Genomic DNA, 23,299 nt, shown 5'->3' with positions numbered 1-23,299 from the left:
GCTGCGAGAATCTGCAAGATCACGGTGGGCGGTGGGGGGTGGGGGGTGGGGTCAGGCATCCGGGGTGGGGTCGGTGACGAAGTCGATCAGCTCCTCGACGCGGCCGAGGAGCTCGGGCTCCAAGTCGGTGTATTCGCCGACCCGGCCGAGGATGTGGCGCCATGCCTCCCCGGGCTCCATCCGCCAGCCCAGGGCCGCGATCACGCCTTCCTTCCAGGGGATGCCCTTCGGCACGTCGGGCCAGGCCGGGATGCCGACCGCGGCCGGTTTGACCGCCTGCCAGACGTCCACGTACGGATGGCCGACCACCAGCACGTGGTCGCCCGACACGCGGGCGGCGATCCGGCTCTCCTTCGAGCCCGGCACGAGGTGATCGACGAGCACGCCCAGTCGCCGCCCGGGCCCGGGGGCGAACTCCTCGACGATGCCGGGCAGGTCGTCGATCCCCTCCAGGAACTCGACGGCGACACCCTCCACCCGCAGGTCGTGTCCCCAGATCTTCTCCACCAGGGAGGCGTCGTGCACCCCTTCGACGTAGATCCGGCTCTCCCTGGCGACACGAGCGCGCAGCCCCTCGACCGCTATCGATCCCGACGCGCTCCGCCGGGGTCCCTTCGGCGCGGCGGCCGGCCGTACCAATGTGACGGGTTCGCCGTCGAGGAGGAACCCGGCGGGCGTCAGCGGGAAGACCCGCCGCCGTCCGAACCGGTCCTCCAGCGTGACGGCCTCCTTGTCGCAGGCCACCACCGCGCCGCAGAACCGTCCCTCCGCGTCTTCGACCACGAGGTCGTGCTCCGCTTCGATCTCCGGGATCTGACCGCGTCTGGGCCGTCGCCAGTCACCGGAGAGCACGTCCCGCCCATACATGCCGGGAACGCTAGCAAACGAGGCGGTGGACGGGGCCGCCCACCGGGGAGCGGCGGCTAATGTACGGATTGCCAAGAATTACGGAAAAAGTTCGCATTTAACATGCTTAGGGTTGGTTGTCCATTGTGTCGCGGGCGTTAGCGCACCGCAGGTCGCAGTGGCCGTACACTTGGCACTCGGGAACACAGAGTGCCAGAGTCGGTGTTTCCAGGCACAGGGAGGTGACACATTGCTCGACGACCGCAAGCTGGCGGTGCTACGCGCCATCGTCGAGGACTACGTGTCCACCAATGAGCCGGTGGGTTCCAAGGCCCTCGCGGACAGGCACAACCTCGGCGTCTCCCCGGCGACGATCCGCAACGACATGGCGGCGCTGGAGGAGCAGGGGTACATCCGTCAGCCGCACACGAGCGCGGGAAGGGTGCCGACGGACAAGGGCTACCGGCTGTTCGTCGACCGGCTCTCGTCGATCAAACCGCTGTCCGTGGCGGAGCGCAGGGCGATCGAGACGTTCCTCGCCGGAGCGGTCGATCTCGACGAGATCGTCATGCGTACGGTGCGCCTGCTCGCGCAGCTCACCCGGCAGGTCGCCGTGGTCCAGTACCCCTCGCTGACGAGGTCGTCCATCCGGCACGTGGAGATCGTGCCCCTGGCCGAGCGGCGGGTCATGCTCGTGCTGATCACGAACACCGGCCGGGTCGAGCAGCGGGTGATCGACCTCCCAGAGGACGTCGCCGACGAGCGGATCGGGAACATGCGCGCGGTGCTCAACAGCTGCCTGGACGGCTGCGGCCTGTCCATGGTGCCGGAGACCGTGGCCGACCTCCCCGAGCGGCTGCCGCCGGAGGACCGGCAGGTGGCCGTCACGATCCTGTCGGTGCTCCTGGAGACCCTGGTCGAACGGCACGAAGAGAAGATCGTGTTCGCCGGGGCCGCCAACCTCGCCGCAGCCGACTTCAGCGTGGGCCTGCGTGACGTGCTGGAGGCGCTGGAGGAGCAGGTGGTCCTCATGCGGCTCCTGGGCGAGACCGGCGGCATTTCGGAACTCACGGTCCGGATCGGTTCGGAAAATCCCTACAGCGGTCTGCGGGGTACCTCTATCGTGGCCGCGGGATACGGTTCGGGCGACAAGGAACTGGCCCGGCTCGGAGTGCTGGGCCCGACGCGAATGGACTATCCGGTGACGATGGGTGCGGTGCGCGCCGTTGCGCGCTACGTCGGCCAGATCCTGGCGGGGTCGTAAGTGGCAGTGGCAAAGGACTATTACGAGATCCTCGGAGTCCGCCGCGACGCCGGCCCGGACGAGATCAAGAAGGCGTATCGGCGGCTCGCCCGCGAGCTGCACCCGGACGTCAACCCCGATCCCCAGACCCAGGAGCGGTTCAAGGACATCACCCAGGCGTACGAGGTGCTGTCCGACGCGAACAAGCGCCGCATGTACGACCTGGGCGGCGACCCGTTCGGCGGGGGAGCGGGCGCCGGGGCAGGCGGCTTCGGGGCCGGCTTCCCGTTCAGCGACATCATGGACGCGTTCTTCGGTTCGGCCGGCGCGTCCAGGGGGCCGCGTTCGCGTGCCCGGCGCGGGCGCAACGCCACGATCCGGGTCGAGCTCGACCTGGCGGAGGCCGCGTTCGGCACCACCCGGGAGATCGTGGTCGACACCGCGGTGCTGTGCGACGTCTGCCAGGGTTCCGGGGCCGCGGCCGGCACCCACCCCGACACCTGCGACATGTGCCACGGCCGCGGCGAGGTGTCCCAGGTGACCCGCTCGTTCCTCGGCCAGGTCATGACCTCCCGCCCGTGCCCGCAGTGCGGCGGCTACGGCAGCGTGATCCGTAACCCGTGCATGGAGTGCTCCGGCGAGGGCCGGGTGCGCACCCGGCGCACGATCAAGGTCAGGATTCCGGCCGGAGTCGAGGACGGCACCCACATCCAGCTCGCCGGCGAGGGCGAGATCGGCCCCGGCGGCGGGCCTCCCGGCGACCTCTTCCTGGAGATCGCCGAGCGGCCGCATGCGATCTTCGAACGCCGGGGCGACGACCTGCACTGCACGGTCCACATCCCGATGACGGCCGCCGCGCTCGGCACCTCGCTCACCGTCGAGACGCTGGACGGCCCGCAGGACATCGACGTACGGCCCGGCACCCAGGCCGGACAGGTCATCCCCCTGTACGGCAAGGGCGTCCAGCGGCTCAACGAGACCGGCAGGGGCGACCTGCTGATCCACGTCAACGTCGAGACCCCGCTCAAACTGGACGCCCAGCAGGAGGAACTGCTGCGGGAGCTGGCCAAGCTGCGCGGCGAGGAGCGGCCGCCGGGCAAGTTCTCCCCGGGGCAGCAGGGCTTCTTCTCCCGACTGCGCGACGCGTTCAACGGCCGCTGACCCCCGATCGGAGACGAAGGCACGAGCGCATGAGCGTTCCGGTGTTCCTGTCGGAGGCGGCCGGCCGGCCGGCGGGGGGCGGTGACCGCGTCGTCCTCGACGGTCCCGAGGGCCGGCACGCGGCCGCCGTACGCAGGATGCGCCCCGGCGAGCGGCTCGACCTCACCGACGGGGCCGGCCGGGTCGCCGAGTGCGTGGTCCTGGACGTGGGCAGAGACCGGCTGACCGCGGAGGTGCTCCGGTGGTTCGAGGTCGAGCCGCCCCGGCCCCGCCTGATCGTGGTCCAGGGACTGCCCAAGGGCGATCGGGGTGAGCTCGCGGTCGAGATGATGACCGAGGCGGGCGTGGACGTGATCGTGCCGTGGGCCGCGGCACGCTGCGTGACCCGATGGCAGGGCGACCGGGCCGCCAAGGCGCTCGGCCGCTGGCGCGGCACGGCCCGCGAGGCCGCCAAGCAGTCCCGCCGGTTTCATCTGCCCGAGGTGACCGAGCAGGCCACCACGGCACGCGTCGCCGGCCTGATCGCCTCGGCCGCGCTGGCGGTCGTGCTGCACGAGGAGGCCGCCGAGCCCCTCAGCGGTCTCGCCGTCCCCGGCGATCTCGCCGATGCCCGCGACCGGCGCGACATCGTCGTCGTGGTCGGCCCCGAGGGCGGCATCACCGATGCGGAGATCGCCGAGTTCCGCGCGGCGGGAGCCGTACCCGCCCTGCTCGGACCGACGGTGCTGCGCACGTCGACGGCGGGGATCGCCGCTGCGGCCGTGCTGCTGTCCCGCTGCGGCCGCTGGTGACCCCCGCGGACCCCGTCGTAGCGGATCCCCGCGATTCCCGGGCGCGTCAGGGGGCCGGCGACTCGTCGGGGGTGGGTGTGGGCGTGGGGGTGGGGGTGTGCACGGGGCTGTGCCGCGGGGGAGCCGGCCGGTGCGGAGAGGGCGTCGTGTGCGGCGTCGACGTCGCGGTGGTGATCGTCGGCACGGGTACGGACGCCGGTGGTTGCGCCGTCGGCACGGGCGGGCAGGACGACGCGGCCGGGGGAGTGGCTCCGGGCTCCGCCTCGGCCGTCCCGGGCCTGTGGGGCTCGGCGTCGGGCGCGGGGGAGGGGCACGGGCTCGGACTCGACGGCGAGGGCTTGGGGCTCGGCCAGGTCCGCTGCGGAGTCGGCGTGGACGTCACCGGGGTCGGGCTCGGCTGATGGATGCGGGTTCCGCCGACCGAGGGGACGACCACGGCCGGGGGCCGCGTCGCCGCCGGTGGGCGGGTCATGGACGAGGTGTCGCGTTCCCCGTCGTCCACGCTGGTCGTCTGAGACAGGCCGGTGCTCTCGACCACCTGGGTGCGCAGGTCCGGGATGATCATCACGGTCGCGCCGGCCACGAGGACGGCGCCCGCGAAGGATGCGCCGACCCGCCACCAGAACAGGTTGCGCACGCCGCGCCTCGCGATCCGGGCGCGGATGATCTCGAGCCCTTCGGGAGACGGTACGACCGAGTCCGCCTCCGCGCGCAGGGCACGGCGCAGCGACTCGCCGTACTCGTCGTCGGGCGGGAAGGTCATGAGAACTGCTCCAGTGCCATCCGTAGTGCGGCCATGCCGCGGGACGTGTGACTTTTCACCGCGCCCTTGCTGATGCCCATCGCGTGCGCGATCTCGGCCTCCGACAGGTCACCGTAGTAACGCAGCACCAGCGCCTCGCGCTGCCGGGTGGGCAGGCGGCGAAGTGCCTCGATGACCGCGGAGCGCTCCAACTCGCCGATCGCGCCGTTCTCCGCGCTGGGGGCGTCGGGCAGGCCCTTGGGGGCGTACTTCTCCACGACCGCGCGGTGGCGCAGCACGGAACGAGAACGGTTGACGACCGACTGGCGCAGGTAGGCGAGCGCCTTGTCGGTGTCCCTCAGGCGGCGCCACGCCCCGTGAATGGCGACGAACGCGTCCTGGACGACCTCTTCTGCGCTGGCCACATCGCGCACCAGAAGCACCGCGAGACGCACCAGGGACCGATAATGGGCGCTGTAGAGCGCTGTAACGGCCGTGTCGGCGTCCCAGCCGACGGGCACCGCTCCCAGCGACCGGTCGGCCACGAGGGTCTCAATGGTCACGTCGATATGACGCTCGTCATTCCCGGGGGGTTTACGTTCTTCCGAGTCATTAGGGGGCATGGCCCAGCGCTGTCCTCGCCCGACGCTAGGGATTTTTTCCTGTGCAGTCTCGCACAACCTCAGGTTATCCGGCGGGATCATCAGCGTCATCACGGATCGACAACGGCTAATGTTGCCCTGTGACCGACTGTCTGTTCTGCAAGATCGTGGCCAAGCAGGTGCCCGCTGAGATCGTGCTGGAGGCCGGACGCGCACTGGCCTTCCGCGACATCAACCCGCAGGCGCCGACACACGTCCTCGTCGTACCGAAGTCCCACTACGAGAACGCGGCCGCCCTGGCCGCCGCCGACGACGGCCTCGCCGACGACGTGCTCAAGGCGTGTCACGCGGTGGCCGTCCAGGAGGGCGTGGCGGAGTCGGGGTACCGGATCGTGTTCAACACCGGGTCCGGCGCCGGCCAGACGGTCTTCCACGTCCACGCGCACGTGCTGGGCGGCCGTGGCCTCACCTGGCCGCCCGGCTGAGCCCCCCGGCGGCCCGGCCGGGGGCGCTAGCATGAAAAGGAATTAGGGAGGCGAGCAGGCCGTAGGGCCGCCCATGACCGAGTCACAGCAAACCAACAGGACCCAGGCCAAGGTGGTCATTCCCGAGGGGCAGTCGATGGTCAGCCTCCTCGGTTCGCGTGACGAACTGCTGCGGGTCATCGAGAAGTCCGTCAAAGCGGACATCCACGTACGCGGCAACGAGATCACCATTACCGGCGGCCCGGAGGAGAGCGGCGTCGTCGTCCGTCTCTTCGAGGAGCTCGTCGAGCTGGTCGGCTCGGGCGCCGAGCTGACCCCGGACGCCGTGGAGCGCAGCATTGCCATGCTGCGGATGGCGACCGACCGCCCAGCAGAGGTGCTCTCCCTGGACATCCTCTCCGCGCGCGGCCGGACGATCCGTCCCAAGACGGTCAACCAGAAGCGGTACGTCGACGCGATCGACAAGCACACGATCGTCTTCGGCATCGGCCCCGCGGGCACTGGCAAGACGTATCTCGCGATGGCGAAGGCCGTGAAGGCACTGCAGAACAAGCGGGCCAACCGGATCATCCTGACCCGCCCCGCCGTCGAGGCCGGGGAGCGGCTGGGCTTCCTGCCCGGGACGCTCTACGAGAAGATCGATCCGTACCTGCGGCCGCTCTACGACGCACTGCACGACATGATCGATCCCGAGTCGATCCCGCGGCTGATGGCCGCCGGCACGATCGAGGTCGCGCCGCTGGCGTACATGCGTGGCCGCACGCTCAACGACGCGTTCATCATCCTCGACGAGGCACAGAACACCTCGCCCGAGCAGATGAAGATGTTCCTGACCCGGCTGGGCTTCAACTCGAAGATCGTCGTCACCGGCGACGTGACCCAGATCGACCTCCCGGGCGGCCAGGAGAGTGGGCTGAAGGTGGTCCAGAACATCCTCGAGGGCATCGACGACATCCACTTCAGCAGGCTCACCAGCGCCGACGTGGTCCGGCACCGGCTGGTGAGCGACATCGTCGACGCCTACGGACGCTATGACGCGGCGCTGGCCTCCGAGCCGCGGACCATCGCCAACAAACGGCCGCGGGGCAGACGGTGATCGAGGGCATGACGCCCCCGGATCCGGGGACCGTGGAATCGGGGGCCGGGGGCGCGGGCGGACCGGACGAGGAGATCGGTTTGAGCATCGAGGTGGCCAACGAGTCGGGTGTGGAGGTCGACGAGTCCGCACTCGTGGAGCTGGCCGGCCACGTGCTCGGCAAGATGGGCGTCAACCCGCTCGCCGAGCTGTCGATCCTGGTGATCGACGAGCCGGCGATGGCCGAGCTGCACGAGCAGTGGATGGGCGAGCCCGGCCCGACCGACGTGCTCGCCTTCCCGATGGACGAGCTGCGGCCCGACTCCGGCAGGGACGAGGACTCCTCGCCGGACCCGGCTCTGCTCGGTGACGTCGTGCTCTGCCCGCAGGTCGCCGCCAGGCAGGCGGCCGAGGCCGGGCACGCCGCGCAGGACGAGCTGGAGCTGCTGTGCACGCACGGCATCCTGCACCTGCTCGGCTACGACCACGCGGAGCCCGAGGAGCACGCCGAGATGTTCGGCCTGCAGGATGAGCTGCTCGGATCGTGGCGGGAGGTGCGGCGGAAGCCGTGAACAACGGCTGGCTGCTGTCTGCCGTCATCCTGATCGTGATCGGCGGCCTGCTGGCGAGTGCCGAGACCGCGCTGTCCCGCATCTCCCGGGTGCGTGCGGAGGAGTTCCTCAAGGAGGGGCGGCGCGGGGCTCGGCCGCTGCGCGCGATCGTCGCCGACCCGCCCCGCTACCTCAACCTGGTGCTGCTGCTCCGGCTGAGCTGCGAGCTGATCGCCACCGTGATCGCCACCCTGCTGTTCATCGACTGGCTCGGCGATCAGGGGCAGGCCTATGCGGCTGCGGCCGTCGTCATGATCATCGTGAGCTATGTGATCGTCGGCGTCTCGCCGCGTACGCTCGGCCGCCAGCACGCGGAGCCGGTCGCGCTGGCGAGCGCGCCCATCGTGTACGGCCTGACCCGGATCTTCGGCCCGCTGCCCAAGCTGCTGATCCTGCTGGGCAACGCGCTCACGCCGGGCCGCGGCTTCCGCGAGGGGCCGTTCACCTCCGAGGCCGAGCTGCGCGACCTGGTCGACCTGGCCGAGGAACGCCGGGTCATCGAGCCCGACGAGCGGGAAATGATCCACTCGGTCTTCGAGCTGGGCGACACCCTGGTCCGGGAGGTCATGGTCCCGCGCACGGATATGGTCTTCATCGAACGGGGCAAGACCCTGAGCCAGGCGCTCTCGCTCGCCCTGCGCAGCGGGTTCTCCCGTATTCCGGTGGTGGGGGAGAACGAGGACGACGTCGTCGGCATCGCCTACCTCAAGGACATCGTCCGCCGCATGCAGGACACCGGGGACTCGGCCGCACGGGTGGACGGGCTGATGCGTCCGGCGACGTACGTGCCGGAGAGCAAGCCGATCGACGAGCTGCTGCGCGAGATGCAGGCCAGGCAGACCCACCTCGCCATCGTCATCGACGAGTACGGCGGCACCGCCGGGCTCGTCACCATCGAGGACGTGATCGAGGAGATCGTCGGGGAGATCACCGACGAGTACGATCAGGAGATCCCTCCGGTCGAGTGGCTCGACGACGGCGTGGTGCGGGTCACCGCCCGTCTGCCGGTCGACGAGCTGGCCGAGCTGTTCGGCGCCGAGATCGAGGCCGAGGACGTGGACACCGTCGGCGGGCTGCTCGCCCACGCGCTGGGCCGCGTGCCGATCGCCGGCTCCCAGGCCACGATCGGCGGGCTGCGTCTCACCGCCGAGAACCTGGCGGGCCGCCGTAACCGGATCAGCACCGTCGTCGTGCGCCGCGTACCGCCGCCCGACAGCGGGGACGAGATCGTCGCCGCCGCCGCGGAACACGAGTGACCGGCTGCAAGCGGTCGTCAAGCGAACTGCAAGCGTCGCGGGACACAGTCGTATCGGGCGCCAGGGAGGGAAACGGGCGCCCGGTGAGGGAGCCGGGACTCGGGGAGGGGTTCACCGGGGTCCGGCGCACCTCTCGGGGGGGCCGTAAAAGTGCGGGGCCCTCGCCCGAACCGGGCGCGGGCCCCGCACTTTCGCGGCCGTGAGCGCCCAGACCGTCCGGTCGCCGGGATCGGTACGCTTGACTCGTGACAGAGACGCTGGATCCCGAGGACAACAAGATCATTACGCTGGCGAGGTCGGTCCGCGCCCGCAACGGGTCGCCCGAGGGAGCCGCCGTGCGGGACGAGACGGGGCGGACCTACGCCGCGACCGGGGTCGCGCTGCCCTCGCTCACGCTGTCGGCTATCCAGGTCGCGGTCGCCATGGCCCTGTCCAGCGGCGCGAAGTCCCTTGAGGCGGCCGCGCTGGTGACCGACGCCGGCGACCCGGACGCGGCCGACCTCGCCGTCATCGGCGACGTGGGCGGCGGCACGCTGTTCCTCGCCGCTCCGGACGGGTCCGTGAAGGGTCGGTACAGCTGACGTGAACGCGGACCTCAACGCCGACTTCGGCACCGGCTCCGGCGCGGGATTCCGCGCCGGGTTCGCCTGCTTCGTCGGCAGGCCCAACGTCGGCAAGTCCACCCTCATGAACGCCCTGGTCGGCACCAAGGTGGCGATCACCTCGTCGAAGCCGCAGACGACGCGCCGGGCGATCCGGGGCATCGTGCACCGGCCGGACGCGCAGCTCGTGATCGTGGACACACCGGGCTTCCACCGGCCGCGCACGCTGCTCGGCGAGCGGCTGGACAGCCTCGTGCTGTCCACGCTCACCGAGGTGGACGTGATCGGTTTCTGCGTTCCGGCCAACGAGGCCGTCGGCAAGGGCGACCGGTTCATCGTCGACAAGCTGGCCGCGGTGAAGAAGACCCCGGTCATCGCGGTCGTCACCAAGTGCGACCTCGCCACCCCCGAGCAGATCGCGAGCCAGCTCCTCGCGGTGTCGGCACTGGCCGACTTCGCCGAGATCGTCCCGGTCTCCGCGGCCGGCGGCGAACGGCTGGACGTGCTCGCCGACCAGCTCGTCGCCCGGCTGCCCGAGTCTCCGCCGCTGTACGCCGGAGGGGAGCTGACCGACGAGCCCGAGCAGGTCCTGGTCGCCGAGCTGATCAGGGAGGCGGCCCTGGAGGGCGTACGCGACGAGCTGCCCCACTCGATCGCGGTCGTGGTCGAGGAGATGGCCCCGCGCGAGGGCCGCGACGATCTTCTCGACGTCTACGCGTTCATGTACGTCGAGCGGCCGTCGCAGAAGGCCATCGTCATCGGTCCCGGCGGGGCCAGGCTGAAGGACGTCGGCACCCGCGCGCGCCGGCAGATCGAGGCGCTGCTCGGCAGCCGCGTCTACCTCGACCTGCGGGTCAAGGTCGCCAAGGAGTGGCAGCGCGACCCCAAGCAACTGCGCCGCCTCGGCTTCTACGACTGACGCGGCAGATGCTTCCCTGACTCACGCGGGAGAGGCTGCTACGACTGACGCGGGAAAGCCGCGACGGCGAGGACGGCCACCGCGATGGAGGCCAGCAGGGCGGCGAACCAGCCGTACTGGATCGCCGGAGACACGGCGAGCGGCCCGGGGAGGCGGAAGCCGAGCCGGTCGGCCAGCTCCCGGGGGTCGGTGAGGAACATCGCGAGTGCGAACGCAGCGACCGCGCCGGGCAGGATGGCGAACGCCGCGAACAGCCGGTCACGCCGCATGCCGAGCATCCCGAGCAGCATGGCGGCGATCCCCGCCCCCAGGACGAACCACCCCGCCCCGTAGTCGACCCCGCGGATCGACCGGGTGAGCTCGGCGTCGAGGACGGCCGTCCTCGCGGTCAGCCCCGCCCAGGGCAGCAGCGCGGTGACGGCCAGCGCCAGCCCGGTCAGGGTCACGCCGACGGCTGGCAGCCCGCCGGCGCGCCGGCGCGGGGTGCCGCCGATCGGCGGGGACGGGTCGGGCATGGTCACCGGGCTACGACGCCGGGGTTCGCGCGGACGTCTTCACACCGCGATGATAACCGCCCGAATCCGACGTCGAAGGCTAGTATTCGTAGTCCTCGATCTCGCCCGCCGGCCGGGGCGCGGTGTGATCGGGGTCGTCGCCCACGTCCCGTCGAGCGCGCCGCTGCCGCAGCAGATCCCAGCAACGGTCGAGGGATCGCTCCACGAGCCGGATCCGCGACTGCTCCTCCTCGGAGGTGAGTTCGCCCGCGGCCAGGCTCGCACGCAACCGATGCTGCTCGTCGACGAGCTGTCTGATTTGTCCGAGAATTTCGTCATCCCTCATGTCCAATCCCCCCGAACTGTCGGTTGCCCGGCGTCTGCTACCCTTCATGGCATGCTGCGCGGGCTCCTTCTTATCCGCCGCGGCGAGGGCCTGTAGCAGGCCGGCTCCCTCGTCGCGGAGGCGAGTCATGCGCGTCGGCCGCTTGGTTTCTTCCGCCCGGCGACCTTTCCCCGGATCTTTCGAGACCCTTGAGACGTCGGTCCTGGTCTCCCGATCCCTCGTGTCGCCGGTCTGCCCGACGAGGAGCATGATGAACGCGAATTCGCAGCAGCAACCGAGCCCGATGCCGTACCGGCGTTATGCGGCGTTCGAGCCGGTACGGCTGGCCGACCGCACCTGGCCGAACAAGGTGATCACCAAGGCGCCGCGCTGGTGTGCGGTCGACCTGCGCGACGGCAACCAGGCGCTGATCGACCCGATGGACGCCCACCGCAAGCTCCAGATGTTCGAGCTGCTGGTCCAGCTGGGCTACAAGGAGATCGAGGTCGGTTTCCCGGCGGCCTCGCAGACCGACTACGACTTCGTCCGTCAGATCATCGAAGAGGACCGCATCCCCGAGGACGTGGTCATCCAGGTGCTGACGCAGGCCAGGCCGGAGCTGATCGAGCGGACCTTCGACTCGCTGCGCGGCGCCAGGCAGGCCATCGTCCACCTGTACAACTCGACCTCCACCCTGCAGCGCCGGGTGGTCTTCGGCCTGGACCGGGAGGGCATCACCGCCATCGCCGTCGAGGGCGCCAAGCTGTGCAAGAAGCTGGCGGCCCAGATGGAGGGCACCGAGATCTTCTTCCAGTACTCGCCGGAGTCGTTCACCGGCACCGAGCTGGAGTACGCGGTCGAGGTGTGCAACGCCGTCAACGACGTGTGGCAGCCGACCCCCGACCGCAAGGTCATCGTCAACCTGCCGGCGACCGTCGAGATGGCCACCCCCAACGTGTACGCCGACCAGATCGAGTGGATGAACCGCCACCTGGCGTACCGGGACTCGGTCGTGCTGTCGCTGCACCCGCACAACGACCGCGGTACGGCCGTGGCCGCCGCGGAGCTGGGATATCTGGCCGGCGCCGACCGCATCGAGGGCTGCCTGTTCGGCAACGGCGAGCGGACCGGCAACGTCTGCCTGGTCACCCTGGGCATGAACCTGTTCTCCCAGGGCATCGACCCGGAGATCGACTTCTCCGACATCGACGAGATCCGCAGGGTCGTGGAGTACTGCAACCAGCTCCCGGTCCACCCCCGCCACCCCTGGGGCGGCGAGCTGGTCTACACGGCCTTCTCCGGCTCCCATCAGGACGCGATCAAGAAGGGCTTCGAGCACCTGGAGCGCGACGCCGCGGCGGCCGGGGTGCCGGTGGACGAGTTCGCCTGGGCCGTGCCGTACCTGCCGATCGACCCCAAGGACATCGGCCGCACCTATGAGGCCGTGATCCGGGTCAACAGCCAGTCCGGCAAGGGCGGCGTCGCCTACATCATGAAGGCCGACCACAGCCTCGACCTGCCGCGTCGCCTGCAGATCGAGTTCTCCCGGGTGATCCAGGGCCACACCGACGCCGAGGGCGGCGAGGTCACGCCGGCCGAGATGTGGGAGCTGTTCAAGGACGAGTACCTGCCCAACCCCGCCAAGCCGTGGGGCCGGCTCGGGCTGCTGGCCCACCGGCACACCTCGACCGTGGACGACAAGGACGTCGTCAACGCCGACGTACGGTTCGACGGCGAGGTCCGGGAGATCGAGGGCGTCGGCAACGGTCCGATCTCCGCCTTCTGCGACGCGCTCGCCGCGGTCGGTGTCACGGTCCGGGTGCTCGACTACACCGGGCACGCGATGAGCGCGGGCACCGACGCCAAGGCGGCCTCCTACGTGGAGTGCGAGGTCGGCGGCCCGGACGGCGTCCAGGTCCTGTGGGGTGTCGGCATCGACGCCAACACCACCACGGCCTCGCACAAGGCCATCATCTCCGCAGTGAACCGCGCCACCCGCTGACCCCCGGCCGTGATCTTGTAGTTACTCGCGGGGAGGCGGCATGACCTGCCCCGATCCCGTTCGTGATCTTGCAGAAACTCGCACGTACGGCCGTTGACCTGCCCAAAAGGCTTTCGTGATCTTGCAGTTGGGGCGGCATCCGGGCGATCCCCGGGTGCCGCCCCTTCCGCGTCCGCGTCTGTCACCCGGGCCGCAGACGGACATCATTGTTGAATGCTGCATTCAGTGGTCGACTCTGAAACGTCTGAATCACACCTCAAGTCCATTAAGGATTTGAGCGCAGCAATATCCGCACTTGCGAAGTCGTGATGTGATTTGACGGGCGGTGTGCGGCCGGGAGAGGGTGATCTCATGACGGCAGACTTCACGCTGGACATGCTCACGGAAGTGATGAAGCAGGCATGTCATATCGCTGGACTGGATCCGGAAGGTGCTGAGCTGCTGCGACTGGGTGAGAACGCTATATATGGGCTTGCATCCGGCCATGTCGTTTTGCGTATCGCGCGCGGCCCGGAGCGGTTACCGGTCGTGGAGAAGGAACTGTGCGTGGCAACCTGGCTAAAGGCCTCGGACGTGGCGACCGTCGAGGCGTATCCCGGAGTCCGACAGCCGATTCTCGTCAGTGGCTATCCGGTGTCCTTCTGGAAGGCGGTCACGCCCGTTGAGCCGCCACCGACCCATGCCGACCTTGCGATACTCCTCCGTCGGTTTCATAGCGCGGGTGATCCGCCCTGTGAGCTTCCTGATTTTGGTCCGCTCTATCGGGTGGAATCTAGGCTCGATGCGGCGACTGCCGTGCAGGATGATGATCGGGACTTCCTCCGAGCACACTGCCGTGAGTTGGTCAAGCGATATGCCGAGCTGGAATTCGTCTTGCCGTACGGGCCGATTCATGGAGATGCACATGTCGGGAACCTGCTGCGGACCGACAGTCAGATCGTACTGCTGGACTTCGAGGTTGTGGCGCGTGGGCCACGAGAATGGGATCTCATCCCCACGCTGGTCTCCTGGGAGCGTTTCGGCCTGCCCGATATACGATATCGGGCGTTCAGTAATGCCTATGGATTTGACGTACGGAGCTGGCCAGGCTACACGGTTCTTCGGGACGTTCGTGAACTGACCATGACGACCTGGCTCATGCAGAATGTTGGCGAGAATCCGGAGATCGCCGAGGAGTTCGCGCTGAGAGTCAGGTCCCTGCGCGAGGGAGACCGCGACGTTGCGTGGCATCCGTTCTAAGCGGCACGCCAACAGCAAACGACTCTTCGACCCGCCCGTGCAGCGCGACTGCGTAAGATTAACCAACATCTATGCGACACCTTGGCACGTTGGAGAAGAAAACGATCTGGCGTTGCCCAGCGATCATCTGCGGCTGGGACGGCTGGAGGAGTATTTTTCCGGGTCCGCCGATCAGTTGCCGAAGGTGATCCATCGTTTCGGGCTCGACCACGAGCAGATCATTTTCCGGCGCTGGGATCACCTCCGGCTGCTGACCGGTGCCCGTCTCTGGCTCCTCGCCGTGCCGTCCGGGCAGGTTGTGGCCGTGTTCAGCCTTGACGTGCGCTGTGAGATGGCCGGCACGGTCGATCTGTTGGAGGACTGCTACTACCTGGACGTGAGGGTCGGCGAACAGGCCGTCACGGACCTTGCGGGGGACGCGCTCGGCATGTCGGGGGAGTTCCTGCCTGAACGGCACCAGATCGCATTCGGGCCGACCATGTCCGCTGCCAAGTGTGACGACATCATCCAGCGCGTGATCTATCGCAGTGATCTTCCGTACCGGCGAGAATTCAGCGCGATCACGTACCCGGTCGAGATGAACCGGCGTCCGGACGCGGTGGCCGCGGTCGGGCCGTACGTCAGCGTGCTGTGCGGCCAGCAGGACTATGTGGAGAACACAGTCTTTCTGTCGGCCGTTCAGGGCGTGGCAAGCGCGGCGCGGTTACGTGAGATCCGCGCGGAGGCATACACTGCCGTGGCGACCTTCCGGACTGGTGATCGTTCACGTCTGGGTACACAGATACGCCGCAAAACCTTAGAGCGGTTGAGCGGTCAACTCGGAGACATGGAGCTGGAGCTGAGCTACAGCGTCGAGGCGACGGCAGATCTCGGTCTACTTGTCCCATCGCTGCGAGTGGTCGGCTACCACGACACCTTGTACGCCGCGATGGGTCTGGTGGACAAGGCCGAGACCGTCGCACGGATGCTGCGACGGCTGGAGCGGGCCATTGCCGCGGAGTTGACCGCGATCGAGAGCCGGGAGCGCCGGGCGGACGAGGACCGGCGGCTGCGCTGGACCGTGGCCATCGGGTTCGTATCGACCGTCGCCGTACCGGTCGGCTTGGTCCTCGCGTTCCTCGGCATCAATGCGCGTGAGGTGGACGATCGCTGGTCCATGTTCGACGGCCGCTATCTGCCGGTTTATGTGCTCGCCGTCGTCCTCCTGCTCATCGGAGCATTGATCTCGGCTGCACTGTACGCGCAACAACGTCGGGCAGTGCGCCGCGATGGTGAGTTTGAAGGACCAGCCGGAGACGATAAGGGGAGGAGCTGACTACGGGGGATCAGTTGTGGGTGTCGAACTCGCCGTTCTTCACGCCTTGGATGAAGGCGTGCCATTCGGCGGCGGTGAAGATGAGGGCCGGCCCTGTGGGATTTTTGCTGTCGCGGACGCCTCGGCGCCCCCCGGACAGCTCAGCCACCTCGACACAGTTGCCGCCATTACTGCCCGAATAGGATGACTTCGTCCACGTCGCTGTCCGTAGCTCCTGAGTCAACTCGTCCATCGCTTCATCGTCTCCTCGATCAGTTTGAGGGACTCGCGCTGTGGTAGCGCTTCGGCGCGGATCCCTTCGTACCTCAATGCTAGGGTCCCAACGCTCTCCATCCAGTCGGTCACCTGAGCGTTGCATGCCGCTTCGACATAGGCGGTTTCGGCAGTTCCGCGTGCCGTGGCTATGGCGAAGCCACCCAGAAGGCCCGTGGTGGAGTAGGCGTTGAGAGGAAGGATCTGGAGGGTGATCCTGGGAGTTTGGTCGGCTTCGAGGAGGTGGGTGAGCTGGGCCGCCATCACGGCGGGGCTGCCGATCGGGCGGTGCATGACCCCCTCGTCGATGACCACCCACAGCATCGGAGGCTTGGGCCGGTTGAGGATCGCCTGCCGTTCCATGCGGGCGATCACATGCTTCTCGATCTCCTCGACGCTGACGCCGGGCTCGCCGCTCTGCGGCGGCACCGCAAGGCACGCGGTTGGTCCCAGCGGCGGCTGGCCCGTTCCGTGCCGTACTCAGTCGGGACGGTCAGCATGATCGAGACCGCGAAGCGGTCTCCATCGGAGGAGTTCGCTCGGCACTGCGACGAGGCGAGCGGCGCGGTGGGGGAGTCGGTCGGGTTGAGCACGCTCTCCGGCGGCATCCGGCCCTCCTCGTCTTTCAGCGGGGCTTTCATCGAAACCGTTGATAGCTGGTTGAAGTTATTCAACTACGAATTGTAGCCGGGCTCTGTCAAGGTCGGAGGGCAGATCAGGACTTCCGTCTGGTGAGTAGGTGAAGCCATGAAAACGGCCGATGCACAGCCGGAGCTCCGCCACGAGATTCGACTTCCCGGGGATCCCGCCTCGGTCTCCTGCGCACGCTCAGAGGTACGGCGACTGCTCGGCAACGAGCACCCGGCGGTGGAGGATGCCGTGCTGGTGACGTCCGAGCTCGTGACGAACGCCATCAAGCATTCCGGCTGCCAGGCCGGCGACTCGATCGGTTTCACCCTGGCCGCGACGGACAATGTCGTCCGCGTCGAGGTGCACGACCCGGGGTCGACGTCTGCCGAACCTCACCTCCGGCTGGAGCCGAACGCGGAAGACGGCCGAGGCCTGCTGATCGTCGATGAAATCTCCACTGAGTGGGGCATACGGGAGCACGACGACGGCCCGGGCCGTACGGTCTGGTGCGCCCTCCGCTTCCCATACGCCCCTGATGGCTCGTCCGTCCCCGAGGCCATATCCGAATAGGGAGACGGGCGACGGCCCCCGCGATCGCGCGCCGATCTCGGGAGCCGGGCGAACCAACGGCCGGTAGGGTCGTCCGAGTGGATCTGGACGAAACCGCCGCCCGGCTCGGGGTGCCAATCGAGGACGTCGACCGCGTGCATCGGCTCGCCGGAGACCTGCCGTCGGCTCCGCTGCCCGCCAGGGCCGATGTGCCCGCGATCCTCGACCGGCTCGCGGTACGGCCGGACGACGCGGCCGAGATCATGGCAGGCTGGCCAGACCCCGGCTCTCCGCTGTGGACCCCGGAGCTGTGCTGGCTGCTCGACCGCTCGATCGCCCTGGTCCGCGCCGATCTCGGGGGTTACGACTGGCTGTCGCCCGGTCCGGAGCTGCCACGCGAACGGGGCCCCGCCTGGCGGCATCTCTACGTGTACGCGTATCTCGCCCTGGTCGGCGTCGTCAGGGAATACCACCGCGACCACGGCATCGCCGATGCCGTGTCGTGGGCGACCCTCGCGGACCTGGGCCGGCTGCAGTGCCATCGCGATCGACCGGCGGATGCACCGCGAGGGCTGGCCGGTCATGCAGAGCTGGCTGACGCTGCACGCGCGCGGCGGCGTCTACGAGCTGGGCCGGCTGCAGTGCCATCGCGGCGACACCGCCATCGGCCTGCACATCCCCGAGTCGGGGCCGATGACCCCGGAGGCGGTCGCGGCGTCGCTGGATGAGGCGCGGGCGTTCTTCCCGCGCCACTTTCCCGGCGAGCGCTACACGGCGTTCTCCTGCGGCTCGTGGCTGCTCGACCCGCAACTGCTGGAGTACCTGCCCGAAGACTCCAACATCGTCCGATTCCAGCGGAGGTTCGAGCTGGCGCCCTACGAGGAGCCGGAAGGGCTGGACGCCGACGTCGAGGTGCTGCGGTTCGTGTTCCGGACCCTGACCACGCCGCTCGACCGGCTGCCGCGTCGCACCGTGCTCCAGCGCGCGATCGTCGACCATCTGAAGGCCGGCCGCCACTGGCACTGGCGCCAGGGGCACTTCCCGATCTAGTGGCTCGTCACGGGCTTGGCCGGCGGGTGAGATCCTTGGCCTGGGTGGGGGAGCCGGACGGGACGCTCAGGATGACGGCGTTTCACGTAGCGGGCAGGCCGAGGAGGCGGGCGAGACAGGTCATGCTGTGCTCGAAGAACTCGGTGCGGTGCTCGATGCTGTTGTTGAACTGGCCGAACAGTTCGAAGCCGACCATGCCGAACAGGTCCGTCCAGGCGATGACGGCGCGGGCGGCCACGTCGTCCGGGACGCCGGGCATCAGCGCCCGCACCGCATCGAGGTCCGTCGACAGGATCGCCGGCGGCTGGGGACATATCGGCGGTGGCGACAGCCGTCCGGCACGGTGGGCCTCGGAGACGATCCGGCCGTAGACGATCGTGTCGCGGGAGGCCGGTTCGATCGTGTCCTGGGGTGCGCGATAGCCCGGCACCGGTGATCCGTACAGCAGGGCGTACTCGTGCGGGTGGGCAAGGGCCCAGTCCCGTACGGCATGGCATGCGGCGAGCCATCGCCCGGTGAAGTCCTCACGGGGACGGGCGGCCTCGGCCTTCTCCACGGCCTCGCCGATCGCGTTGTATCCGTCGATGATCAGTGCGGTGAGCAGGTCGTCCCGGCTGGGGTAGTACCGGTAGATCGCCGAGGACGCCATCCCCATCTCGCGTGCCACGGCCCGCAGCGACAGTCCGGCCGCGCCGTGGGTGGCCAGATGACGCCGCGCGATATCGGTGATCTCCCGGATCAGTTCCGCCCTCACCCGCTCCCGTGCGGTACGGCTCGCGTTCATGGAGCCACCCTACCAGAGCACTTGCGACAAACGAGAGCACCGCTCTTGACTTTTACGCTCTCGTGAGAGAGCGTTGCTCTCATAAGAGAGCAGCGAGCGCAGGGAGATGTGATGCAGGTCGCCGAGGGAGCCGACCTCGCCCTGGCCTTCCCTCCGGAGCAGGACGCGCTGGGCCGCTGGGGCTCCACCTCCGACGCGGGAGCCGTGCTCGGGATCCTCGCCGGGCGCCCCGGCGGAGCTCGCCGTCTCCCGGCTCGTCACCGCGAACGCGGTCTTTTTCGCGCTCCACGTCATCAAGGCCGTCCCGCGGCTCGTCCGGCACCGGGTCTGACACCCACGCGACCATCCTAAAGGAGAAGATCATGACTAAGCATGTCGTCGTCGGGGCCGGGCAGGTCGGCGGCCATGTGGCGGAACTGCTGGCGGAAGCGGGACACGAGGTCGTGGTCGTGACCCGCTCCGGGTCCGGCCCGCGCAGAGCCGGGGTCACACTGGTCGCCGCCGACGCGGGTGACGCCGCGACGATGCGGCGGGTCGGCGAGGGCGCCGACGTGCTCTACAACTGCGCCGGCCCGCGATATCACCGGTGGGTCCGCGACTGGCCGCCGATCGCGGCGGCGCTGCTGTCGGCGGCCGAGTCGGCCGGGGCGGTCCTGGTCATGCTCAGCAACGTGTACGGCTACGGCCCGGTCGACGGCCCGATGACCGAGGATCTGCCCCTGGCCTCCACCGGCACCAAGGGCAGGGTGCGTGCCCGGATGTGGGAGGACGCGCTCGCCGCACACCGGTCCGGCCGGGTGCGGGTGACCGAGGTGCGCGGCTCGGACTTCTTCGGTCCCCGCAGCACCGACCTGTCGTTCCTCGGCGGCCGGTTCATCGGGCCGCTGCTGGCCGGCAGGCCCGCGACGGTGCTCAGCGATCCGGACATCGTGCACAGCTGGACCTACCTCCCCGACGTCGCGCGGGCGCTGGTGGCCGTGGCGGGGAACGAGGGCGCCTGGGGCCGGGCCTGGCACGTGCCGACGGGTCCGGCGGTGAGCGCGCGGGAGTGGGCGGAACGGCTGTGCCTGCTCGCGGGGGCTCCCGCCCCCCGGATCAGGCGGCTCCCCGGCTGGATGCTCGCGGCGGCCGGCCTGGTCGTGCCGATCGTCAGGGAGCTGAAGGAGACCCGCTACCAGTTCGACCGGCCGTTCGTCCTCGACTCCTCGGCCTCGGAGGCCGCACTCGGCCTCTCCCCGACCCCGCTGGACGAGGCGCTGAAGGAGACCATCACCTGGTGGCGCGGTCGCTGACCGGGCACGCGGCCGAATATCAGGCTCGTGCGCGAGCTGGAGCGGTCGGTCCGGTCGCCGGAGGGGGCGAGGGCCGTACCGCCCGGCCGGTTCCGCCGTCAGAACTCCTTCAGCGCCTCGGACAGCCGGTCGACCGCCCAGGACAGGTCGTCGCGGGAGACGACGAGGGGCGGCGCGAGCCGGATCGTCGAACCGTGGGTGTCCTTGGCCAGCACGCCCCGGCGCATGAGCGCCTCGCAGATCTCGCGACCGGTGCCGAGGGCGGGGTCGATGTCGATGCCCGCCCACAGGCCGCGCCCGCGCACCGTCACCACGCCCCGGCCAACCAGCTCGCCGAGCCGCTCGTGCAGGAGGGCGCCCAGCTCGCGGGCCCGTGCCTGATATTCGCCGGTACGCAGCAACTCGACGACCGCGATGCCGACCGCGCAGGCGAGCGGGTTGCCGCCGAACGTCGAGCCGTGCTGGCCGGGCCGGATGACCCCGAGCACGTCGGCGTCGGCGGCCACGGCCGAGACCGGGACCACCCCGCCGCCCAGGGCCTTGCCCAGGACGTAGATGTCCGGCACGACCCCCTCGTGGTCGCAGGCGAAGGTGTCGCCGGTGCGGCCGAGCCCCGACTGGATCTCGTCGGCGATGAGCAGGATCCCCTGCTCGGAGCAGAGCTCGCGGACCGAGGTGAGATAGCCGTCCGGCGGCACCAGCACGCCGGCCTCGCCCTGGATGGGCTCCAGGAGCACGGCGACCGTGTTCTCGTCGATCGCCTCTCTGATCGCCTCGGCCGAGCCGTACTTGACGATGCGGAAGCCGGGCGTGAAGGGGCCGAAGCCGCCGCGGGCGTCCGGGTCGGTGGAGAAGCCGACGATCGTCGTGGTGCGGCCGTGGAAGTTGTCCTCCATGACGATGATGTTCGCCCGGTCCGGGGCCACGCCCTTGACCTCGTAGCCCCACTTGCGCGCCACCTTGATGGCGGTCTCCACGGCCTCGGCGCCGGTGTTCATCGGCAGGATCATGTCCTTGCGGCACAGGTCGGCCAGGGCCGTGGCGAACTCGGCGAACCGGTCGTGGAAGAACGCCCGGCTGGTCAGCGTCAGCCGGTCGAGCTGCTCACGTGCGGCGGCCAGGACGGCGGGGTTGCCGTGGCCGAAGTTCAGCGAGGAATATCCGGCCAGGCAGTCGAGGAACCGCCGGCCGGCCACGTCGGTCACCCAGGCGCCCTCGGCGGAGCGGAGCACGACGGGCAACGGGTGATAGTTGTGCGCGCCGCGGGCCTCGCTGAGGCGGATGAAGTCTTCGGCGTTGGAAGGAGTGTTCACCGGATCTCCAGGGTGCAGCACTTGGGACCCCCGCCGGCCTTGCGCAACTCGCTCAGGTCCACGGGGACGACTTCGAAGCCCCGGCGCTTGAGCTCCAGGATGAGCCCGGCCGCCTCGGCGTTGACGATCACGTTCCGCCCGTCGCTGACCGCGTTGAGGCCGAGCACCTCCGCGTCGGCGGCCGAGGCGATCACGGCGTCGGGGAACAGCCGCCGCAGCACGCGCAGGCTGCCGGCCGAGAACGCCTCGGGGTAGTACGCCACATTGCGGCCGTCCAACGGGAACAGCGCCGTGTCGAGGTGATAGAACCTGGGGTCCACCAGCCGCAGCGTGACGACCGGGCGGCCCAGGAACTCCTGGGCCTCCATGTGGGAGGCGACGTCCGTACGGAACCCGGTGCCGGCGAGGATCACGTCGTCGAGCGTCAGGTAGTCGCCCTCGCCCTCGTTGGTGAACGACGGCGCCAGCGTCTCGTAGCCCCGCCGGTCGAACCAGTCGAGATGGGCCGGGGCCTCGGCGGCCCGCTCGGCGTGGGCGAACTTCGCCCCGTAGACCCTTCCCTCGACGACGAGCGCGCCGTTGGCGGCGAACACCATGTCCGGCAGACCCTCGATGGGATCGATCAGGCTCACCCGGTGCCCGAGGCTCTCGTACGCCCGCCGCAGGCTCTCCCACTGCCGTACGGCTCTCGCCGTGTCGGCGCCCTCCGCCGGGTCCATCCACGGATTGATGGAGTAGGAGACCGTGAAGAACTCCGGACGGCACATCAGGTAGTGCCGCGCCGTGCTCGTACGGTCGCTGTGCGAGATCTCAGCCGATGGCGCGAGTGACATTCAGACTCCATCCGAGGACACCCCTGTCAACTGATCTTCAGGTTAGGAATCCGGGGCTGTGGAGCCAATGGGTGCGCGTTGCGCCTTCGGCTGGATCGGTTGCGTCTTCGGGCGAATTACGGCGATCCGTTAATCCGGGTGTGCGGGGTGGTGGTGGGACCCGCTGATCAGGCGGGACAGGACGATCGAACTCTTGGTCCGTACGACGAACGGCTCGGCCGCGATGCGCTCGATGACGCGCTCCACATGGCGTACGTCGGTCGCGCGGATGTGCAGCAGGGCGTCCGCCTCTCCGGTGACCGTGCAGGCCGAGACGACCTCCGGGTGCCGGGCCGCTGCCGCTCCGATCTCCGCGGGCGAGGTCTTGCCGCGGCAGTAGAGCTCGACGTACGCCTCGGTCGTCCAGCCGAGGGCCGACGGTTCGACCCGGGCGCTGAAGCCGGTGATCGCGCCGGTCGCGACCAGCCGGTCCACGCGGCGTTTGACCGCGGGAGCCGACAGCCCGACCTGGTTGCCTATTTCGGCATATGTCGCGCGCGCGTCCTCTACGAGCGCCCCGATGATGGCGCGGTCCAGCTCGTCCACCTTCACGGGACCTGTATACCGGTCCGCCGTCCGCTCCACGTCATGCGGCGGCGGCGCCGCGGCCGCTCACACGTCCGCGGCGGGACGAGCGTGCGCCGTTCGCCGGGCTTACGCCTCGCCTGACGTTCTGTGGGGTGTGCCCGTGACGTCGGCGTTCGTCGTCGCGGTCGCCATGGGCACGCGGATCGCCCAACGGGAAAACTCCTGATCATCGGCACGGAAAGCCAGCGGAAAGTCAAGAAAAACCACGCGAACTTCCTTCCGGTTGCGGCAGCGCGTACACGACTGGGGCGGTCACAATGG

28 protein-coding genes are annotated in these 23,299 nt (G+C 69.3%); 17 read left to right on the top strand and 11 right to left on the bottom strand.

What is annotated here, in order from left to right:
• Window positions 1-51 precede the first annotated feature (51 nt).
• Window positions 52-867, bottom strand: a complete 816-nt coding sequence (locus ACQP1K_RS20305) for a DUF3097 domain-containing protein (protein ID WP_433497287.1) — start codon at window positions 865-867, stop codon at window positions 52-54.
• A 229-nt stretch (window positions 868-1,096) separates the two neighbouring features.
• Between ACQP1K_RS20305 and hrcA the strand changes: the two genes are divergently transcribed.
• From hrcA to ACQP1K_RS20290, 3 genes are read left to right on the top strand one after another with little or no spacing between them, the layout of a single operon-like run.
• A complete protein-coding gene (hrcA, locus tag ACQP1K_RS20300; RefSeq protein ID WP_433497286.1) occupies window positions 1,097-2,110 on the top strand; it encodes a heat-inducible transcriptional repressor HrcA in 1,014 nt (337 codons plus the stop codon).
• A gap of 6 nt (window positions 2,111-2,116) precedes the next feature.
• Window positions 2,117-3,250: a molecular chaperone DnaJ gene (dnaJ, locus tag ACQP1K_RS20295; protein WP_433501599.1), complete on the top strand. Its 1,134-nt coding sequence runs from the start codon at window positions 2,117-2,119 to the stop codon at window positions 3,248-3,250.
• Window positions 3,251-3,279: 29 nt separating this feature from the next.
• Window positions 3,280-4,041: a 16S rRNA (uracil(1498)-N(3))-methyltransferase gene (locus ACQP1K_RS20290; protein WP_433497285.1), complete on the top strand. Its 762-nt coding sequence runs from the start codon at window positions 3,280-3,282 to the stop codon at window positions 4,039-4,041.
• Window positions 4,042-4,087: 46 nt separating this feature from the next.
• On the opposite strand, the gene ACQP1K_RS20285 is transcribed toward ACQP1K_RS20290, so the two are convergent.
• Both ACQP1K_RS20285 and ACQP1K_RS20280 read right to left on the bottom strand, forming a co-directional pair.
• Window positions 4,088-4,804 carry a hypothetical protein gene (locus tag ACQP1K_RS20285; protein ID WP_433497284.1) on the bottom strand — a complete coding sequence of 239 codons (717 nt, stop codon included), beginning with the start codon at window positions 4,802-4,804 and terminating at the stop codon, window positions 4,088-4,090.
• Complete coding sequence (locus ACQP1K_RS20280; protein ID WP_433497283.1) at window positions 4,801-5,406, bottom strand: SigE family RNA polymerase sigma factor; 606 nt, start codon at window positions 5,404-5,406, stop codon at window positions 4,801-4,803. Before ACQP1K_RS20280 ends, ACQP1K_RS20285 begins: the two co-directional genes overlap by 4 nt.
• 119 nt (window positions 5,407-5,525) lie before the next feature.
• Between ACQP1K_RS20280 and ACQP1K_RS20275 the strand changes: the two genes are divergently transcribed.
• The 6 genes from ACQP1K_RS20275 to era all read left to right on the top strand — a co-directional run bounded on the left by ACQP1K_RS20275 (window position 5,526) and on the right by era (window position 10,333).
• Window positions 5,526-5,870, top strand: a complete 345-nt coding sequence (locus tag ACQP1K_RS20275) for a histidine triad nucleotide-binding protein (RefSeq protein WP_433497282.1) — start codon at window positions 5,526-5,528, stop codon at window positions 5,868-5,870.
• 73 nt (window positions 5,871-5,943) lie between these two features.
• On the top strand, window positions 5,944-6,966 hold the full coding sequence (locus tag ACQP1K_RS20270; RefSeq protein WP_433497281.1) for a PhoH family protein: 1,023 nt from the start codon (window positions 5,944-5,946) through the stop codon (window positions 6,964-6,966).
• An 80-nt stretch (window positions 6,967-7,046) separates the two neighbouring features.
• Window positions 7,047-7,517: an rRNA maturation RNase YbeY gene (ybeY, locus tag ACQP1K_RS20265; RefSeq protein ID WP_433501598.1), complete on the top strand. Its 471-nt coding sequence runs from the start codon at window positions 7,047-7,049 to the stop codon at window positions 7,515-7,517.
• Window positions 7,514-8,812: a hemolysin family protein gene (locus tag ACQP1K_RS20260; protein WP_433497280.1), complete on the top strand. Its 1,299-nt coding sequence runs from the start codon at window positions 7,514-7,516 to the stop codon at window positions 8,810-8,812. The genes ybeY and ACQP1K_RS20260 overlap by 4 nt, the downstream gene beginning before the upstream one ends.
• Window positions 8,813-9,057: 245 nt before the next feature.
• A complete protein-coding gene (locus ACQP1K_RS20255) occupies window positions 9,058-9,393 on the top strand; it encodes a cytidine deaminase (protein WP_433497279.1) in 336 nt (111 codons plus the stop codon).
• A 1-nt stretch (window position 9,394) separates the two neighbouring features.
• Window positions 9,395-10,333, top strand: coding sequence for a GTPase Era (gene era, locus ACQP1K_RS20250; protein ID WP_433497278.1), 939 nt, complete (start codon window positions 9,395-9,397; stop codon window positions 10,331-10,333).
• Window positions 10,334-10,371: 38 nt separating this feature from the next.
• Here the strand turns inward: era and ACQP1K_RS20245 are convergent, their stop codons facing one another.
• Together ACQP1K_RS20245 and ACQP1K_RS20240 are read right to left on the bottom strand one after the other, a co-directional pair.
• Window positions 10,372-10,848, bottom strand: coding sequence for a hypothetical protein (locus tag ACQP1K_RS20245; RefSeq protein ID WP_433497277.1), 477 nt, complete (start codon window positions 10,846-10,848; stop codon window positions 10,372-10,374).
• A 79-nt stretch (window positions 10,849-10,927) separates the two neighbouring features.
• Window positions 10,928-11,173 carry a DUF2630 family protein gene (locus tag ACQP1K_RS20240; protein WP_433497276.1) on the bottom strand — a complete coding sequence of 82 codons (246 nt, stop codon included), beginning with the start codon at window positions 11,171-11,173 and terminating at the stop codon, window positions 10,928-10,930.
• A 247-nt stretch (window positions 11,174-11,420) separates the two neighbouring features.
• Here ACQP1K_RS20240 and leuA point away from each other — a divergent pair, with 247 nt between their 5' ends.
• The 3 genes from leuA (at window position 11,421) to ACQP1K_RS20225 (ending at window position 15,708) form a co-directional block, all read left to right on the top strand.
• Window positions 11,421-13,154, top strand: coding sequence for a 2-isopropylmalate synthase (leuA, locus tag ACQP1K_RS20235; protein ID WP_433497275.1), 1,734 nt, complete (start codon window positions 11,421-11,423; stop codon window positions 13,152-13,154).
• Between the two features lie 351 nt (window positions 13,155-13,505).
• Window positions 13,506-14,393: a phosphotransferase enzyme family protein gene (locus ACQP1K_RS20230; protein ID WP_433497274.1), complete on the top strand. Its 888-nt coding sequence runs from the start codon at window positions 13,506-13,508 to the stop codon at window positions 14,391-14,393.
• On the top strand, window positions 14,374-15,708 hold the full coding sequence (locus tag ACQP1K_RS20225; RefSeq protein ID WP_433497273.1) for a hypothetical protein: 1,335 nt from the start codon (window positions 14,374-14,376) through the stop codon (window positions 15,706-15,708). Before ACQP1K_RS20230 ends, ACQP1K_RS20225 begins: the two co-directional genes overlap by 20 nt.
• Before the next feature lie 10 nt (window positions 15,709-15,718).
• Here the strand turns inward: ACQP1K_RS20225 and ACQP1K_RS20220 are convergent, their stop codons facing one another.
• Both ACQP1K_RS20220 and ACQP1K_RS20215 read right to left on the bottom strand, forming a co-directional pair.
• Complete coding sequence (locus tag ACQP1K_RS20220) at window positions 15,719-15,940, bottom strand: DUF397 domain-containing protein (protein ID WP_433497272.1); 222 nt, start codon at window positions 15,938-15,940, stop codon at window positions 15,719-15,721.
• A complete protein-coding gene (locus tag ACQP1K_RS20215; protein WP_433497271.1) occupies window positions 15,928-16,389 on the bottom strand; it encodes a DUF5753 domain-containing protein in 462 nt (153 codons plus the stop codon). Before ACQP1K_RS20215 ends, ACQP1K_RS20220 begins: the two co-directional genes overlap by 13 nt.
• On the opposite strand from ACQP1K_RS20215, the gene ACQP1K_RS20210 reads away from it, so the two are divergent.
• From ACQP1K_RS20210 to ACQP1K_RS20195, 4 genes are all read left to right on the top strand, one after another.
• Entirely contained in the window at window positions 16,336-16,647 is a 312-nt protein-coding gene (locus tag ACQP1K_RS20210; protein WP_433497270.1) for a helix-turn-helix transcriptional regulator, read from the top strand. The genes ACQP1K_RS20215 and ACQP1K_RS20210 overlap by 54 nt on opposite strands.
• A gap of 60 nt (window positions 16,648-16,707) precedes the next feature.
• Window positions 16,708-17,160 carry an ATP-binding protein gene (locus ACQP1K_RS20205; protein WP_433497269.1) on the top strand — a complete coding sequence of 151 codons (453 nt, stop codon included), beginning with the start codon at window positions 16,708-16,710 and terminating at the stop codon, window positions 17,158-17,160.
• Window positions 17,161-17,237: 77 nt separating this feature from the next.
• Complete coding sequence (locus tag ACQP1K_RS20200; protein WP_433497268.1) at window positions 17,238-17,867, top strand: acyltransferase domain-containing protein; 630 nt, start codon at window positions 17,238-17,240, stop codon at window positions 17,865-17,867.
• Window positions 17,767-18,189, top strand: a complete 423-nt coding sequence (locus ACQP1K_RS20195; protein WP_433501597.1) for a hypothetical protein — start codon at window positions 17,767-17,769, stop codon at window positions 18,187-18,189. The genes ACQP1K_RS20200 and ACQP1K_RS20195 overlap by 101 nt, the downstream gene beginning before the upstream one ends.
• A gap of 82 nt (window positions 18,190-18,271) precedes the next feature.
• Here ACQP1K_RS20195 and ACQP1K_RS20190 read toward each other — a convergent pair whose 3' ends face one another.
• Complete coding sequence (locus tag ACQP1K_RS20190; protein ID WP_433497267.1) at window positions 18,272-18,973, bottom strand: TetR/AcrR family transcriptional regulator; 702 nt, start codon at window positions 18,971-18,973, stop codon at window positions 18,272-18,274.
• Window positions 18,974-19,335: 362 nt separating this feature from the next.
• Between ACQP1K_RS20190 and ACQP1K_RS20185 the strand changes: the two genes are divergently transcribed.
• Window positions 19,336-20,265 (top strand): NAD-dependent epimerase/dehydratase family protein, encoded by a 930-nt coding sequence (locus tag ACQP1K_RS20185; protein ID WP_433497266.1) that lies wholly within the window; start codon window positions 19,336-19,338, stop codon window positions 20,263-20,265.
• A gap of 98 nt (window positions 20,266-20,363) precedes the next feature.
• Here ACQP1K_RS20185 and rocD read toward each other — a convergent pair whose 3' ends face one another.
• From rocD to ACQP1K_RS20170, 3 genes are all read right to left on the bottom strand, one after another.
• A complete protein-coding gene (gene rocD / locus ACQP1K_RS20180; RefSeq protein ID WP_433497265.1) occupies window positions 20,364-21,578 on the bottom strand; it encodes an ornithine--oxo-acid transaminase in 1,215 nt (404 codons plus the stop codon).
• Entirely contained in the window at window positions 21,575-22,411 is an 837-nt protein-coding gene (gene ddaH, locus ACQP1K_RS20175) for a dimethylargininase (RefSeq protein WP_433497264.1), read from the bottom strand. The genes rocD and ddaH overlap by 4 nt, the downstream gene beginning before the upstream one ends.
• A 129-nt stretch (window positions 22,412-22,540) precedes the next feature.
• On the bottom strand, window positions 22,541-23,002 hold the full coding sequence (locus ACQP1K_RS20170) for an Lrp/AsnC family transcriptional regulator (RefSeq protein WP_433497263.1): 462 nt from the start codon (window positions 23,000-23,002) through the stop codon (window positions 22,541-22,543).
• Window positions 23,003-23,299: the final 297 nt, after the last annotated feature.

Origin of the sequence: Sphaerimonospora sp. CA-214678 (assembly GCF_050942215.1) — a bacterium.
GTDB lineage: Bacteria > Actinomycetota > Actinomycetes > Streptosporangiales > Streptosporangiaceae > Sphaerimonospora.
This window is presented reverse-complemented; position numbering and strand designations above follow the sequence as displayed.

Coding starts and splice junctions, on each gene's coding strand:
- ACQP1K_RS20305 (WP_433497287.1), bottom strand. CDS start 867: ATGTATGGGCGGGACGTGCTCTCCGGTGACTGGCGACGGCCCAGACGC.
- ACQP1K_RS20290 (WP_433497285.1), top strand. CDS start 3,280: ATGAGCGTTCCGGTGTTCCTGTCGGAGGCGGCCGGCCGGCCGGCGGGG.
- ACQP1K_RS20285 (WP_433497284.1), bottom strand. CDS start 4,804: ATGACCTTCCCGCCCGACGACGAGTACGGCGAGTCGCTGCGCCGTGCC.
- ACQP1K_RS20280 (WP_433497283.1), bottom strand. CDS start 5,406: ATGCCCCCTAATGACTCGGAAGAACGTAAACCCCCCGGGAATGACGAG.
- ACQP1K_RS20270 (WP_433497281.1), top strand. CDS start 5,944: ATGACCGAGTCACAGCAAACCAACAGGACCCAGGCCAAGGTGGTCATT.
- ACQP1K_RS20245 (WP_433497277.1), bottom strand. CDS start 10,848: ATGCCCGACCCGTCCCCGCCGATCGGCGGCACCCCGCGCCGGCGCGCC.
- ACQP1K_RS20240 (WP_433497276.1), bottom strand. CDS start 11,173: ATGAGGGATGACGAAATTCTCGGACAAATCAGACAGCTCGTCGACGAG.
- leuA (WP_433497275.1), top strand. CDS start 11,421: ATGATGAACGCGAATTCGCAGCAGCAACCGAGCCCGATGCCGTACCGG.
- ACQP1K_RS20230 (WP_433497274.1), top strand. CDS start 13,506: ATGACGGCAGACTTCACGCTGGACATGCTCACGGAAGTGATGAAGCAG.
- ACQP1K_RS20220 (WP_433497272.1), bottom strand. CDS start 15,940: ATGGACGAGTTGACTCAGGAGCTACGGACAGCGACGTGGACGAAGTCA.
- ACQP1K_RS20210 (WP_433497270.1), top strand. CDS start 16,336: ATGCTTCTCGATCTCCTCGACGCTGACGCCGGGCTCGCCGCTCTGCGG.
- ACQP1K_RS20205 (WP_433497269.1), top strand. CDS start 16,708: ATGAAAACGGCCGATGCACAGCCGGAGCTCCGCCACGAGATTCGACTT.
- ACQP1K_RS20190 (WP_433497267.1), bottom strand. CDS start 18,973: ATGAACGCGAGCCGTACCGCACGGGAGCGGGTGAGGGCGGAACTGATC.
- ACQP1K_RS20185 (WP_433497266.1), top strand. CDS start 19,336: ATGACTAAGCATGTCGTCGTCGGGGCCGGGCAGGTCGGCGGCCATGTG.
- ddaH (WP_433497264.1), bottom strand. CDS start 22,411: ATGTCACTCGCGCCATCGGCTGAGATCTCGCACAGCGACCGTACGAGC.